This window comes from Loktanella sp. F6476L (assembly GCF_023015725.1).
Classification (GTDB): Bacteria; Pseudomonadota; Alphaproteobacteria; order Rhodobacterales; family Rhodobacteraceae; genus Yoonia.
Genome location: NZ_JALKAR010000001.1, coordinates 636,874 through 651,196, shown reverse-complemented (window position 1 = coordinate 651,196; position 14,323 = coordinate 636,874). Strand labels below are relative to the sequence as shown.

Below are 14,323 nucleotides of genomic sequence, written 5' to 3'. Positions count from 1 at the left end.
CGGAGCCGCGCGTGCACGGAGACGGATCAGTTTTTTCCATAGTCTCTTCATTTCAGAACCTCCGGTTTGCGGCTAAACAGCATCAGCTTTGACGGACCTGCGCCGTACGCTGACCAACTCTGCCAAGATTGACAGCGCGATTTCTTCAGGGGTCACGGCCCCGATATCCAGACCGGCGGGGGCTTTGACCGCGTCAATCGTTGACCGGTCGAACCCTGCGGCCTCAAGCTTGTCCGCCAATGTCGCAAATTTGCGTTTGCTGCCGACAAAAGCCACGTGCTGCGCATCCGCCCGCAAGGCTTCGGTCAGCGCATTCATGTCACCTTGGCCCTGCGTGGCAATGACCACGACCTTCTGCCGCGCTGTGCCCGACCTATCCGCGATCTCGGCCGCTGGTGTCCAATGAAATTGCGGCGCGATCCGGATCAACGCCTCGGCCACAGGCGATCCGCCCAGCACTACTAATTGCGGCATCGGCAGGCACGGCTCGATAAAGATGTCGACAGTGCCGCGTGACGGGCAGCCGTTTCGCGCAAACTTGGTCCCGTCGACTTCGTCACCTGCCGCCACACCACGTTCTTCAAGCAGGTCTTCGGGGGCTACAGACACAAGCTGCGGTTTGCCCGAATGAAGGGCATCCACTGCCGCGCGTTTCACCGCGCCGCGCGTACAGCCGCCGCCCAACCAACCGTGTAAGATTGTCCCATCGGCACCCAACAACGCCTTCGCGCCCGGCTTTGCAGCGGTCGCGCCAGCCGTCCGCACGATCGTCGCAAACGCAAAAGGTTCGTCATTCGCCCGCAGTTTTTGGGCGACATCGGCAAGGTCCGCAGATTGGATTTCGGCAGGTGTCATAATCTCGCCAACTCCTGTTCCAGTGCTGCAAGATCGGACAAGGTATTTGCAGGGGCGAACAGGTCCAGATGGGGCAGCGCGGCTGCCATCCCTTCGGCCACCGGCGCGTAATCACGCCATGCCTTCAACGGATTGAGCCAGATCACCCTGCATCCACGCTTTTTGATTTTCGCCAAAGCGGCATCCATAATTTCAGGCGCAGAGGTGTCATAGCCATCAGACAAAATCAGCACGACCGACCGACCGTCAACGAACCGTTTCGCATAAGTATCCGCGAAAAGGCCTAGCGACGGTCCGATCTTTGAACCCCCGCCAAAACCATCGGCCATCAACGACATCCGTCCAATCGCGCGCATCGCGTCTTTGTCGCGCAACGCTTCGGTTATCCGCACAAGACGGGTGTGAAACAGGTACGCGTCAGCAGCCGTATCCGCCCGCATCAACCCAGAAAGAAACGCAAGAAAGACCTGCGCATAGACCGTCATTGATCCTGATACATCGCAAAGCGCCACGATCTTGCGAGTCCGGTCGGGGCGTTTCTTGCGCAGCAAACGCACAGGTTCGCCGCCCGTAGCAAGACTGTGTCGGATCGTTTTACGGAAATGTAGCCGGTCGCCTTTACGGGCCGCGATCCTGCGCCGCGACCGTCTATCACGAAGTGCGGCACCCAACCGCCGCGCCACCGCTTCCGCCTCTGCAATATCCTCTGGCCGTACAAGTTCACGTAGGTCCTTGCGGGACATGTTCCGCAGTTCCGTCGCGATCAGCTTTCCCGTCCCGTCGCTGTGCGCATCGCCCTGCCCGTCATCCGGCGCAGTGGCGGTCCCGCTGGCACTTGCATCTTCGCCCTGCCCGTCGCGCGATGAATGCACATCGTCACAGGCCGTCGCAGTTGGTGTTTTGATCACCTTTTGCTTCACCCGTCCCGCGTCCATCCAGTAGGCGTCAAACAATGCGTCAAAGCGTGTCGCTTCATCCTTGCAACCCGTGCAAACAGCCCGCAGCGCGCGACGCGTCTCTTCCGGAGCCGCTGCATTCACATGCGTGAGCGCCGCCAGCGACAAATCTGCCTCGGCCACCCCCAACCGCAGCCCGTTTTCACGCAAATGCGCGATAAATCCCGACACACGGGCCGCGGGCCCCGGATCACGTCCTGCAAAGCGCGTCACACGGGTCATGCGGCGCGTCCCGCAATACGCCCTGCAACTTCTTTCGTGATCTGGGCTTGGTCGTTTTGCGTCTTCAACAAGGTCGTCAGCGTCGATTGCAACACCACCGGATTATCCGTCAAATCCGCAATGCCAAGCCCCATCAAGGCCGCAGCAAAGTCGAGCATCTCAGCCACGCCTGGCGTCTTGTCCAATTCTTCTTCACGCAGTTTTTGCACAAACCCAATCACTTGGCGTGCGAGGTGGTCTTCAACATCGGGGCACCGCGCCTTCAAGATCGCGAGCTCCGTTTCACGGTCAGGGTAGTCCACATACGTATACAAACAGCGACGACGCAACGCGTCCGACAGATCGCGCGTACCGTTGGAAGTTAAGATCACCATCGGCTTGGAAGTTGCTGTTATCGTTCCCAATTCAGGGATCGAGACCTGATAATCAGACAGAATTTCTAGCAAATAGGCTTCAAACTCTTCATCAGCCCGGTCGATTTCATCAATGAGCAATACAGGTGGCACATCCTGCGTGATCGCTGCCAACAACGGTCGTTCCAACAGAAAGTCCCGTGAAAAGATGCGATCCTCAACGGCTTTACCTGTCTCGCCATCCTCTGCTGCAGCACGGATTGTCAGCAACTGCCGTTGGTAGTTCCATTCATAAATCGCCTGCGCCGCGTCCAGCCCTTCGTAGCATTGCAACCGCAAAAGCTGCGTGTCTTTGACAGCTGCCAAAGTCCGCGCGACTTCGGTTTTGCCGACGCCAGCGGCACCTTCCAACAACAACGGCCTGCTCAGCGACAACGCCAATTGCAACGCAACGGCGAGGTCATCAGAGGCAACATAGCCCTGTCGCCCAAGGGCGTTTTGTAAATCTGTCCAAGTCATATGCGCGTGCGCAGGGTCGACGCGATGCCGACCCCGCACCCTTTCCTAGTCGTGCAAGCCAAGCTTGTTGGCAGTCTGCCAAATCCGCCAGTGATCATGCGGCATGTTGGTGTGCGTGTTGCCAAACGGGCGGAACGCATCCTGCACAGCATTCGAGAAACACGGCACACCGCCAACGTGAGGGCTTTCGCCGACACCTTTCGCGCCAATCGGGTGATGCGGGCTTGGGGTCACGGTATAGTCGGTTTCATAGTTCGGCACTTCCCAAGCCGTTGGCAGGAAGAAGTCCATCAACGTACCGGTCTTACAGTTGCCCATGTCGTCGTAGGCAATTTCTTGGCCCAAAGCGACGGCAAGTGCTTCGGTCAAACCGCCATGCACCTGCCCTTCGATGATCATCGGGTTGATCCGTGTGCCGCAGTCATCCAGCGCATAGAAACGACGGATTTCAGGAACACCGGTGTCCACATCGATGTCCATGACGCAGATGTAGGCCCCAAACGGATAGGTCATGTTCGGCGGATCGTAATAGCTGACCGCTTCAAGACCAGGTTCAAGACCCGGAATAGCCTGGTTGTAAGAGGCATAAGCGATTTCTTTCATCGTCTTAAACTTCTCAGGGGCACCTTTGACCACAAAGCGATCCACGTCGAATTCAACGTCATTGTCATGCACCTCGAGCAGATAGGCCGCGATCATCTGCGCTTTCGCACGGATTTTACGCCCCACCATAGCGGCAGCTGCACCGGCGACTGGCGTGGACCGTGACCCGTAAGTGCCCAGCCCATAAGGCGCTGTGTCGGTGTCGCCTTCTTCGATCGTGATGCTGTCCGCTGAGAGGCCAATTTCGGTTGCAAGGATTTGCGCGAATGTGGTCGCGTGGCCCTGCCCCTGTGAAATTGTCCCAAGTCGTGCAATCGCGGACCCTGTCGGGTGGATGCGGATTTCACAACTGTCGAACATGCCCATCCCAAGGATGTCACAGTTCTTGACCGGACCTGCGCCGACGATTTCAGTGAAGAACGACAAACCAATGCCCATCAACTTGCGCGTTTTACCCGCTTTGAAATCTTCTACACGTTGCGCCTGTTCAGCCCTTAAACCGTCGTAATCAACAGTTTTCAACGCCTTGTCCCACGCGGTGTGGTAATCGCCTGAATCGTATTCCCAACCAAGGGCTGCCTGATACGGGAATTGTTCCTTCTTAATGAAGTTGATCCGCCGCAGTTCAGCCGCGTCCATGTCCAACTTGATCGCCAGAACCTCGATCATCCGCTCGATGAAATACACAGCTTCGGTCACGCGGAAAGAGCAGCGGTAGCTTACCCCACCCGGTGCCTTGTTTGTGTAGACGCCGTCGACTTCGAGATAAGCAGTCGGAATGTCATAAGACCCCGTGCAAATATTCATGAAACCTGCAGGGAACTTCGTCGGATCAGCGCAAGCGTCAAAGCCGCCGTGATCAGCCGTCACATGGCAATGCAGCCCTGTGATCTTGCCTTCTTTAGTGGCCGAAATCTTGCCGGTCATGTGATAATCACGCGCAAACGCGGTGGTCATCAGGTTGTCCATGCGGTCTTCGATCCACTTAACAGGTTTGCCCGTCACGATGGAGGCAACGACCGAACACACATAACCCGGATAAGCGCCAACTTTGTTGCCAAAGCCCCCGCCGATGTCGGGCGAAATCACGCGGATGTTGTGTTCTTCGATCCCTGAAATCAGCGATACAATCGTCCGGATTGCGTGCGGCGCTTGGAATGTGCCCCACAGCGTCAGCTTGCCGTTCACTTTGTCCATCGATGCCACACAGCCGCAGGTTTCCAACGGACATGGGTGTGTGCGGTGGTAATACATGGATTCTTCGGCGACGATGTCGGCTTCGGAAATCACTTGTTCTGTCGGTTCTTTGTCGCCCGCATCCCATGTGAAGATATGGTTGTGGTGCTTGCGAGGGCCATGTGCACCGTCAGGAATGGACCCATCTTCGGCTACCAAATCTTCGCGTAGAACGACGTCAGATTTCAGCGCCTCGAACGGGTTCACAAGAACCGGTAGTTCTTCGTAGTCCACTTCGACGAGTTCAATCCCGTCAGCGGCGGCATAGCGATCTTCGGCCACAACAAATGCGACTTCTTGACCTTGGTACAGCACCTTGCCGTCTGCCAAAACCATCTGCTTGTCACCAGCAAGCGTCGGCATCCAATGCAGAGCAAGCGGCTCAAGATCAGCAGCTGTCAAAACAGCCAGAACACCTGGGACTTTCAGCGCTTCTTCTGCGTTGATCCCCTTGATGCGCGCGTGGGCATAAGGTGACCGGACAAAGTCGCCAAACAGCATTCCGTCCAATTTCACGTCATCAACGTAGTTGCCTTTGCCTTGTGTAAATCGGGCATCTTCAACGCGTTTGCGCGAACAGCCCATGCCTTTCAGATTAGCGACCCGTTCGTCGCGTGTGACTTCGTCTTTCATTCTGCGGCCTCCTTGGCTGCATTCATCTCAGCGGCGGCGGCTTGGATGGATTTCACGATGTTTTGGTAGCCTGTGCAGCGGCAAAGATTGCCAGCCATGCCAAAGCGGATTTCTTCTTCCGTAGGATTAGGAATGCCCTCTAACAGCTTGGTTGCACGGGTAATCATGCCCGGAGTGCAGTAACCGCACTGTAGCCCGTGGTGTTCTTTGAATGCGGTCTGCAATGGATGCAGGTCATCCGGTCCACCAATGCCTTCGATGGTCGTGACCTCTGCGCCGTCGGCTTGTGCGACGAACATTGTACAGGATTTCACCGACTTGCCGTCGATCGTCACGGTGCAAGCCCCGCAGTGGGACGTTTCACAGCCGATATGTGGCCCCGTGATGTTTAGCCGCTCGCGCAGTGTGTAGATCAGCAGTTCGCGCGGTTCGGCGAGGAATTCCTCTGCCTTCCCATTCACGTTCAGTTTGATGTGCATTTTGTCTGACATGTTCTGCCCCCTTACGCCCGCGACCAAGCGCGTTCGATGGCACGGCGCAAAATGACGCCCGCCACGTGTTTCTTGAATGCGATTGGACCGCGGTTGTCTTCGGTCGGATCAATGTCGTCCAACATCGCGGCCATTGCGGCCTTGATCGCCGCAACGTCCACCGTCGTGCCAACCAGTGCCGCGCCTGCCGCCTCAGAGAAGATCGGCGTATCGCTTAGGTTCGTCATCGCAACACTTGCAGCGGTACAAGTGTCGCCGACTTTGACGATCTGCACGGCGGCTGCGGCTGTTGCATAATCACCGATTTTGCGCTTTTGCTTTTCATAAGCATAGCCACCCTTTGGCATTGGGATGGTCACTGCTGTCAGAACTTCTTCGTCATCGCGTGCGGTCATGTAAGCCGCTTCGTAAAATTCGCGTGCAGGTACGTCGCGGTCACCGTCCGCGCCGATTAAGGTAAAGCTGGCATCAAGGCACTGCATCAGTCCGGGCATATCGTTGCCTGGATCGCCGTTCGCCACGTTGCCGCCAACGGTGCCCATGTTGCGCACCTGAGGATCAGCGATCTGCAACGCCGCTTCCTGTAGGATCGGTGCTGCCGCCTTGAGGCCATCGTGATTGATGATATCGGTCTGTGTGATCATCGCGCCGATGCGGATGCTGTCGCCGGTGATGGTGATTTCCGACAACCCACCCACGTCCTGCAGGTCGATCAGATGAGGCACGTCAGCCATGCGCAACTTCATCATCGGGATCAGGCTGTGTCCGCCTGCCATGACGCGCGCGTCGTCGCCGTGTTCCTCAAGAATTGCCAATACTCCGGCCATATCCTTGGGTCGATAATATTCAAATGCCGCTGGAATCATCGGATCTCCTCCCTAAAAGCAAATGTTCTTCTTGCAGTGAGGTGAGCATGCGGCCGTATACGCTGGCTTGTGAAAACCCATGAAAAACAGGTTTATTGCACGAAATGCGCCGATTTCCGCACGAATGGCGCAGGCCTACGCCAGCAGCGCGTCTTGCGTGGCTTTCAATTTGGAACGGCTCACCGGCGCTGGCGGGATCGTGTCCGTATCAAACAGACAGCGCCCCTTATCTTTGGACCGTTCAAAGCGGGCGACCTTGGACGGGTTCACCAAATAGCTGCGATGCGTCTGGATAAAGCCCGCAGGCAACAGGCGCTTCGTGGCCTCAGTAATCGGCCAAACGCAAAACAGGCGATCCTGTTCGGTGTAGATCTGCGTGTAATGCCCGTCTGCGCGGACAAAGACGACATCACTAGGCGCGACAAAGATTTTGCCCCCGTCGCGTTCACATGGGATTTGCAGACCCACCGGTGTCTGAATGTCCGCATCATCTACCGGATTGATCCCTTCCGCGACAGGACTGGCCACAAGGTAAGTTGTACTGACCCACAAGAAGCCGCCAAAAATGACAAAACTGGACACGATAACGCCAAGGGCCAAAACTTCGTTGCTCATGCTTGGGCCAAATTCAGCAACTTGCGGGACGGCTACAAATTCTGTGCCCGCCATTGCCAGAAAATGCACTGATCCAACTGCGACAGCAAAACATAGCGTTCCAAGAAAGATATTGCGGTTCGTCCGATGCCCGTAAGCCACCCGAAACGCCAAAATACACAAAACAATCGCGACAATCGACGTTTCTGCAATACCAAGCGGCGTGTAGATCGCGCGACACAATTCTAACCCCGCCATCCCGATGTAATGCATGACCAGAATGCCCACGCCGACAATCGCGCCTGCTGTCCCAATCACCAAAGGCGTGCGGTCGGTAAAATGCAGCAAGATCAACGCGGCACCCACGATCAGGATTGCGGTCAATGCCGAAATCAGCGTGATCGCTGCGTCATAATAGAACAACACGGGCAACTGCAGGCCCAGCATCGCGACAAAATGCATCGACCAAATACCGCCGCCTAACGCAATCGCGGCCAAGGCCACAGACACTTTCTTTTGGGTCAGGGATTTCTGCGACAGATTGCGCGTCAAAGACAAACCCGTGAACGCCGCAGCAGTTGCAACGAGGCACGACATGATGACTAAAAAGAGGTCATGACTGAAGCTGAGCGTTTCCATTGCGGACAAAATGACCAAAGAAATGGCACTTGGCAATTATCGATTTTTTGATCGACCTGCTAAAGCCTATCTTTCTATCCTTAATTCAACACATGAAGGTGCTATCGCAACACACGGGCATTACTATGAAAATTGTAGATGCTGCAAATCCACTCGCATGTCGTGAATCGTAGAATTCCAATACGCTGCAGATGCTTGCGGTCTGAGCAGAACCTTGAGGTAAATCAAAGCTGCATCATCGCATCAACACTATGATCGTAGGAGAAAGCAGCGCCAAACGGACTGTTTTCAAAGAACAATACAGGGCGAATGACATGACCATGATGAAAGCAGTTACCACAACGATTGCAGCGCTATCGCTTAGCGCTTGTGTTGCGGATCAGAACAGCATTTCGGCGGATAGCGCCCGTGGAAAGCAGTTATTCGATGATCAATGCGCGATCTGTCACGGGGCGAACGGTGAAGGCGCAGGACCGGCATCGCTTGGCCTAGGTGCGCCGCCACCAAGTTTGCAATTCCTTGCGGCATCGAACGACGGCGTTTTTCCTCGGAACTATGTGCTGAGCGTCATCCAAGGTCTTGATCGTCACACGGATCCCACCGCCGCGATGCCGATCTTTGGTGACGCCGATATGGGCCGGCCCATCACGGTCAACACCGACGGCGCAACCGAAACCCTGCCGTCAGACATGTTGGCGCTTCTCGCTTACCTGAAATCGGTGCAGAGGTAAGTCGCTTTAAGCATAAACGTAAAAGGAACAGGCCGACCTGCAAAATCTCCGGCCTATTCCACGTTGATACTAGACAGGCGTATGTTTTGTCCCGCTCAGGACAGGACCACACAGACCCGCGCTTGCCAATCGCCCCGCTTCCGCTGAGTAGTCTTGATAGGCCTTCTGGACGAACGCGATCTGAATATCGCGCGCGTCTTCGATAGTTTTGCAGCGCAACAACGCATTTTGCGTTTTCAGATCTTCGGCTAAACGGTCCGAGATGAATGAAACGAAATCTGCATGCATTTGCATGGCTTGCGAAAACGCGCCAGTCCCCATCCAGTCCATTGCCCCAAACATACCGCCGGTCGCAACGCCGCTGAAATCCTTCGAATTTTTGTGCGTTTGTTCCGTCATCGCAATCTCCCCCATGTTGATTTGATACAAGCACTATGACGCAACCGTCGTCGGCCCGCGTTGACTTGCATCAACGTCGCTTCGTCAGATCATGTCATAGTGACATCAAGTGCCGTCCGCCTGTGACGGCTGCGCACATGACGGAAAGGAACCACGATGACGCTAGAACATGGACATTCGCATTCCGAAATTACCGCTCGCTTGAATGCCCGCAATGGCGGCGGCGGACTTAGGGATGCAATCTTTGGTGGCATTGACGGTACTGTAACGACTTTCGCAATTGTCGCGGGCGTGCAAGGTGCGGGACTACCAGGCGGGATCGTTGTTGCACTTGGTATGGCGAACGTCGTCGCGGATGGTTTTTCCATGGCGGCAGGCAATTACGCGGGCACCAAGGCTGTCGCTGATGATCGCGAAAGGCTGCGCAAAGTTGAAGAACGCCACATCATGCTGAACCCACAAGGCGAACGCGACGAATTGGACCAAATTCTCGGGCGTAAAGGGTTACATGGCGAGGTTAAGGCGCAAGCCGTCGACATGATAAGCCGCGACAAGGATCAATGGATCGCCATGATGTTAACGGACGAATACGGCCTGCCCCCCACGGACCCTGCCCCGTTAAGGGCCGCAGTCATCATTTTTGGCGCGTTTGTTTTGGCCGGGTTGCTGCCGCTTCTTCCATATCTGGTTGGCCTCACTGATCCCTTTGTGTGGTCCATTATTGCCTCTGCCTTCACCTTCTTTGGTATCGGCGCAATCAAATCACAATGGGCACTGGCACCGTGGTGGCGGTCAGGGCTTGAAACATTCCTCATCGGCGGTACGGCGGCTGCGTTGGCGTTTGCGGTTGGACGCTTTTTCCATCCCTGAACCTAGACGGCTGCCAGCGATTCCCGCATCACAATGGAAACGTTCAGCTGACGTCGGACAGTGTTCGCATTGCCATCGATCAGCTTGACCAGTTCGCGTGCAGCTGTCCCGCCCATTTCACGATGCGGGACGTGCACGGTCGTCAAAGTCGGGGACAAATGCTGCGCCAGTTCTATGTCGTCGAATCCGGTAATAGAAACGTCGTCAGGTACGGCATACCCCAACTGCCGCGCCCGCAACATCGCCCCTGCAGCAAGAACATCGTTTCCACACATCACAACGCTCGGCGGCGTTTCAGACTTCATCAGGGCTTCAAAAGCGTCGGCACCGTTGTCAGTGCCGTACGGCGTTTGAACAATCGGCAAATCATCCAGATTAAATCCGTTGGCCACCCAACTATCCCGAATACCGGTCAATCGCTCTGCGGCGCGATCGTTGCCATCGGCGATCCCCGAAATCACGGCAATACGCTTATGACCCATCGAAATCACACGGTCCGCTAACATCCGCATCGATGCCCGATTATCAAATCCGACCGACGAACGTGACAAATCTGGTCTGTAAGCCCAAGCAAGCATTGTCGGAATACCACGCCGATCCAAGTAGTCGTAAACTGCCTTTTCGCGTTCATATCCAATCAGCAACAGGCCTTCTGCACCACGTGCAACGAGCGCACGGATTTGTTCAGCCTCGAGTTCCGGTCGGTACGCGCTGCTCGACACAAGCAGGTTGTAACCATGATCATGCAGTGTTTCCTGAAAAGCCTGAAGCCCCCGCGCAAAGATGGCGTTTTCCATCGTCGGGATGATGGCACCAATCGTATGGGTGCGTCGTGCTGCCATCGCGCGGGCATTGAAATTGGGCGTGTAGCCCAAAGCTTCGACGGCTTTCATGACCTTATCACGGGTCGGCTTCGAAACCTTATCCCCAGCGTTCAAACACCGCGACACCGTCGCAGTCGAAACGCCAGCAACACGTGCAACATCATCAAGCGTTGGAATGGAATGGGATGTGGACATGGCGGTTCGTTCCCTGATTTCAGCAGGTCTATAACATGGTTTGCAAAAACCTAAACATGGATACAATGAAAATGTAAGCGCTTGCATGAATCAGATGAAAGCGCTTACATCGCAGCATGGATAGCATATCGCAAACATCGTCACGCACCGTCCCCCATCCTTTCGGGGGCGTCACTATCGTCTGCTCCCTTTGCTTCGTCATTCTTCACGCCCTTGCGGCGTTCACACTATTCTTCCCAAAATTCACAAATAGGATCGCTAACTTATGACCCGTGAATACCTCAAAAAAGCGTCGCTAACGTCTGCCTCCGGCGCTTCAGATGTGCATGACACTGTCGTTGGCATCCTGTCCGATATCGAAAACGGCGGTGATGCGAAGGCGCTGGAATACGCCGCAAAGTTTGATCGCTACGACGGCGACGTCATATTGAGCCAAGAAGCCATCGATGCTGCATGTGCGTTGGTTCCTGAGAAACTGAAAGCAGACATTCGATTTGCGCATGATAACGTCAAACGCTTTGCCGAACTTCAAAAAGGCACGGTCGCAGACGTCGAAATGGAAATTTCACCGGGTTACGTCGCCGGTCAAAAGGCAATCCCGGTTGATGCTGCAGGCTGCTACGTTCCCGGCGGACGATACAGCCACATCGCCTCTGCAATCATGACAGTCACCACGGCAAAAGTCGCCGGTTGCAAGCATATCACCGCATGCTCTCCTCCCCGTCCTGATGTCGGCGTGGCCCCTGCGATTGTGTACGCGGCGCACATCTGCGGCGCTGACAAAATCCTAGCAATGGGTGGCGTGCAGGGCGTAGCGGCCATGACCTACGGACTTTTTGATCTGCCGAAAGCCAATATTATCGTAGGCCCAGGCAATCAGTTTGTTGCTGAAGCCAAACGCATTCTTTTCGGGCGCGTGGGGATCGATATGATCGCGGGCCCAACTGACAGTCTGATCTTGGCCGACAAAGATGCGGACGCCCATATTGTAGCCACGGATTTGGTGTCGCAGGCGGAACACGGCTACAACAGTCCGGTTTGGCTCGTCACTGACGACCGCGCTCTTGCGGAAAAAGTCATGTCGATTGTGCCGGATCTGATCGCAGACCTGCCCGAATTGAACCGTGAAAATGCATTCGCCGCTTGGCGCGACTATGCAGAAGTTATCGTCTGCAAAGACCGCATCGATATGGCCGCGTGCAGCGATGAATACGCCCCCGAACACCTGACGGTCCAAGCATCTGACCTCGACTGGTGGCTTGAAAATCTGACCTGCTACGGATCGCTATTCTTGGGTGAAGAAACCACCGTCTCCTATGGTGATAAGGCATCAGGCACAAACCACGTTTTGCCGACGTCCGGTGCGGCTGGATATACGGGCGGGCTTTCGGTGCATAAGTACATGAAAATCGTCACATGGCAGCGCGCCACGCAAGAGGCATCCAAAGATGTCGCCATCGCCACAGCACGGATTTCGCGGCTTGAAGGTATGGAAGGCCACGCCCGCGCCGCTGACGTACGACTGGCAAAGTATTTCCCAACCGAAAACTTCGATTTGAACGCCGATGATTGATCCCAATTCGCTCTTTGATCTCAGCGGAAAAGTGGCATGTGTGACAGGGGCCAGTTCCGGTCTAGGTCGCCGCGCCGCACTTGTCTTGGCAGAGGCTGGCGCACGTGTCGTGGGCGTCGCCCGCCGTGGCGAAGCACTCGACGATCTTTGCCATGAAATTGGCCCACCGGCAGCAGCGGTCATTGCGGATGTCGCGGATCGGGATGGTATCGCGGATGTGGCCGCTGCGATTGCAGCGCCCTTTGGGTCGCCCGACATTGTTGTTCATGCTGCGGGGCTGAACACCCGTGAAGCAGCTGATGATGTCACACCGGACGGCTGGGACAAAACTATTGCGATTAATCTGAACGCGCCATTCTTCCTCAGTCAGGCACTGGTGCCTGCGATGAAAGAAAACCGCTGGGGGCGGATCGTCAACTTCGCGTCCCTACAGACAACACGGGCCTTCCCCGGCGGGATTGCATATGGCGCAACTAAAGGGGCCATCGGGCAACTTACGCGCGCCATGGCGGAAAGCTGGTCACCTTTTAACATCACAGCCAACGCGATTGGGCCGGGGTTCTTTCCAACCGAATTGACGGCAGCGGTGTTCGACGACGCGGACCGCGCCGCGCGCAACGCGGCCCAGACCTGCATCGGGCGCAACGGCGGTGTCGAAGACATCGATGGGCCGATCCTGTTTTTATGTTCGGACGCATCTTCCTACGTGACGGGGCAAGTCTTGATGGTTGATGGAGGGTTTACCGCAAAATGAAAGCTTTGGTTTATGACGGGGTTGAGACCCTTAATTTCCGCGACGTCCCTGATGTTATCGCCGGAACCGATGAACAACTGATCCGTGTTGAGGCGGTCGGCATCTGCGGGTCCGACATGCACGCTTATCTTGGCCATGACGCGCGTCGCCCTGCCCCGCTGATCCTTGGCCACGAAGCTGCAGGTACGATTGTGGGTGGTGATCACGACGGCATGCGTGTGACGGTCAATCCGTTAGTGTCCTGTCTGGTTTGCCCCGCCTGCAAATCGGGTCGCGAAAACCTGTGTCCGAAGCGCGAAATTATTTCGATGCCGCCGCGCGAAGGCGCGTTTGCACAATTCATAGCCATGCCCATGCGGAATCTGGTCGAAGTGCCCGACAACATCGCCTTGTCCAAAGCCGCGCTTGCTGAACCTTTGGCCGTCAGCTGGCACGCCGCACGTTTAGGGATCGAAGCCTTGCATCCATCGATGGATCGGAGTGCTATCGTCATTGGCGGCGGCGCTATCGGGCTTGCCGCGGCACTTGCTTTGCAAGCAATGGACATGCCGGACGTCATCATCATCGAACCCAATGATGCGCGTCGCGCCTATCTTAACGATCATTGCGGCCAAACTACCGTAGCAGAGGCATCCGGTCCCGCCCCATTAGTCGTCGATGCCGTTGGGTACGGTAGCACGCGGGCGACCGCATCCAATCTCGTCGAATCGGGGGGCGTTATCGCTCATGTCGGATTGGGCGATGATGCACCGGGCTTCGACGTCAGGCGGGCCACACTTCAGGAAATCACGTTTATCGGGACGTATACCTACACTGCGCAAGACTTCAGAGACACAGCCGCCGCGATCTACGACGGGCGTCTTGGCCCACTGGACTGGACGGACAACCGACCTTTGTCCAACGGCGCGCAAGCATTTCGAGATCTACGTGCGGGCCGCGTTGCAGCACCTAAGATCGTTCTCAGCCCATGGGACTGATCTGACCTGCTCTGACTTAGACATCTCTTTTCT

The 14,323-nt window shown here is 55.9% G+C and carries 14 protein-coding genes; 5 read left to right on the top strand and 9 right to left on the bottom strand.

Going from position 1 to position 14,323, the window contains the following annotated elements:
* Positions 1 to 72: 72 nt before the first annotated feature.
* The 7 genes from MWU61_RS03290 to MWU61_RS03260 form a co-directional block, all read right to left on the bottom strand.
* Positions 73 to 855 carry an XdhC family protein gene (locus MWU61_RS03290; protein WP_247126804.1) on the bottom strand — a complete coding sequence of 261 codons (783 nt, stop codon included), beginning with the start codon at positions 853 to 855 and terminating at the stop codon, positions 73 to 75.
* A complete protein-coding gene (locus MWU61_RS03285; protein ID WP_247126802.1) occupies positions 852 to 2,033 on the bottom strand; it encodes a VWA domain-containing protein in 1,182 nt (393 codons plus the stop codon). Before MWU61_RS03285 ends, MWU61_RS03290 begins: the two co-directional genes overlap by 4 nt.
* Positions 2,030 to 2,905, bottom strand: a complete 876-nt coding sequence (locus MWU61_RS03280) for a MoxR family ATPase (protein WP_247126800.1) — start codon at positions 2,903 to 2,905, stop codon at positions 2,030 to 2,032. The genes MWU61_RS03285 and MWU61_RS03280 overlap by 4 nt, the downstream gene beginning before the upstream one ends.
* Positions 2,906 to 2,950: 45 nt before the next feature.
* Complete coding sequence (locus MWU61_RS03275; protein WP_247126798.1) at positions 2,951 to 5,377, bottom strand: aerobic carbon-monoxide dehydrogenase large subunit; 2,427 nt, start codon at positions 5,375 to 5,377, stop codon at positions 2,951 to 2,953.
* Positions 5,374 to 5,868 (bottom strand): (2Fe-2S)-binding protein, encoded by a 495-nt coding sequence (locus MWU61_RS03270; protein ID WP_247126796.1) that lies wholly within the window; start codon positions 5,866 to 5,868, stop codon positions 5,374 to 5,376. Before MWU61_RS03270 ends, MWU61_RS03275 begins: the two co-directional genes overlap by 4 nt.
* A gap of 11 nt (positions 5,869 to 5,879) precedes the next feature.
* On the bottom strand, positions 5,880 to 6,734 hold the full coding sequence (locus tag MWU61_RS03265) for a xanthine dehydrogenase family protein subunit M (RefSeq protein ID WP_247126794.1): 855 nt from the start codon (positions 6,732 to 6,734) through the stop codon (positions 5,880 to 5,882).
* Positions 6,735 to 6,869: 135 nt separating this feature from the next.
* The gene (locus tag MWU61_RS03260) at positions 6,870 to 7,967 is read right to left on the bottom strand and encodes an MHYT domain-containing protein (protein ID WP_247127207.1); all 1,098 of its coding nucleotides are present in this window, start codon (positions 7,965 to 7,967) and stop codon (positions 6,870 to 6,872) included.
* Between the two features lie 314 nt (positions 7,968 to 8,281).
* On the opposite strand from MWU61_RS03260, the gene MWU61_RS03255 reads away from it, so the two are divergent.
* Positions 8,282 to 8,698 carry a c-type cytochrome gene (locus MWU61_RS03255; protein WP_247126792.1) on the top strand — a complete coding sequence of 139 codons (417 nt, stop codon included), beginning with the start codon at positions 8,282 to 8,284 and terminating at the stop codon, positions 8,696 to 8,698.
* Between the two features lie 69 nt (positions 8,699 to 8,767).
* Here MWU61_RS03255 and MWU61_RS03250 read toward each other — a convergent pair whose 3' ends face one another.
* Positions 8,768 to 9,097: a phasin family protein gene (locus MWU61_RS03250; RefSeq protein WP_247126790.1), complete on the bottom strand. Its 330-nt coding sequence runs from the start codon at positions 9,095 to 9,097 to the stop codon at positions 8,768 to 8,770.
* Positions 9,098 to 9,253: 156 nt separating this feature from the next.
* Between MWU61_RS03250 and MWU61_RS03245 the strand changes: the two genes are divergently transcribed.
* Entirely contained in the window at positions 9,254 to 9,967 is a 714-nt protein-coding gene (locus MWU61_RS03245) for a VIT1/CCC1 transporter family protein (RefSeq protein WP_247126788.1), read from the top strand.
* A gap of 2 nt (positions 9,968 to 9,969) precedes the next feature.
* On the opposite strand, the gene MWU61_RS03240 is transcribed toward MWU61_RS03245, so the two are convergent.
* Positions 9,970 to 10,986, bottom strand: a complete 1,017-nt coding sequence (locus MWU61_RS03240) for a LacI family DNA-binding transcriptional regulator (RefSeq protein WP_247126786.1) — start codon at positions 10,984 to 10,986, stop codon at positions 9,970 to 9,972.
* Positions 10,987 to 11,251: 265 nt separating this feature from the next.
* Between MWU61_RS03240 and hisD the strand changes: the two genes are divergently transcribed.
* The 3 genes from hisD to MWU61_RS03225 are packed head-to-tail and all read left to right on the top strand — an operon-like array spanning position 11,252 to position 14,290.
* Positions 11,252 to 12,559 (top strand): histidinol dehydrogenase, encoded by a 1,308-nt coding sequence (gene hisD / locus MWU61_RS03235; RefSeq protein ID WP_247126784.1) that lies wholly within the window; start codon positions 11,252 to 11,254, stop codon positions 12,557 to 12,559.
* A complete protein-coding gene (locus MWU61_RS03230) occupies positions 12,552 to 13,313 on the top strand; it encodes an SDR family oxidoreductase (RefSeq protein ID WP_247126782.1) in 762 nt (253 codons plus the stop codon). Before hisD ends, MWU61_RS03230 begins: the two co-directional genes overlap by 8 nt.
* A complete protein-coding gene (locus MWU61_RS03225) occupies positions 13,310 to 14,290 on the top strand; it encodes an alcohol dehydrogenase catalytic domain-containing protein (protein WP_247126780.1) in 981 nt (326 codons plus the stop codon). The genes MWU61_RS03230 and MWU61_RS03225 overlap by 4 nt, the downstream gene beginning before the upstream one ends.
* Positions 14,291 to 14,323: the final 33 nt, after the last annotated feature.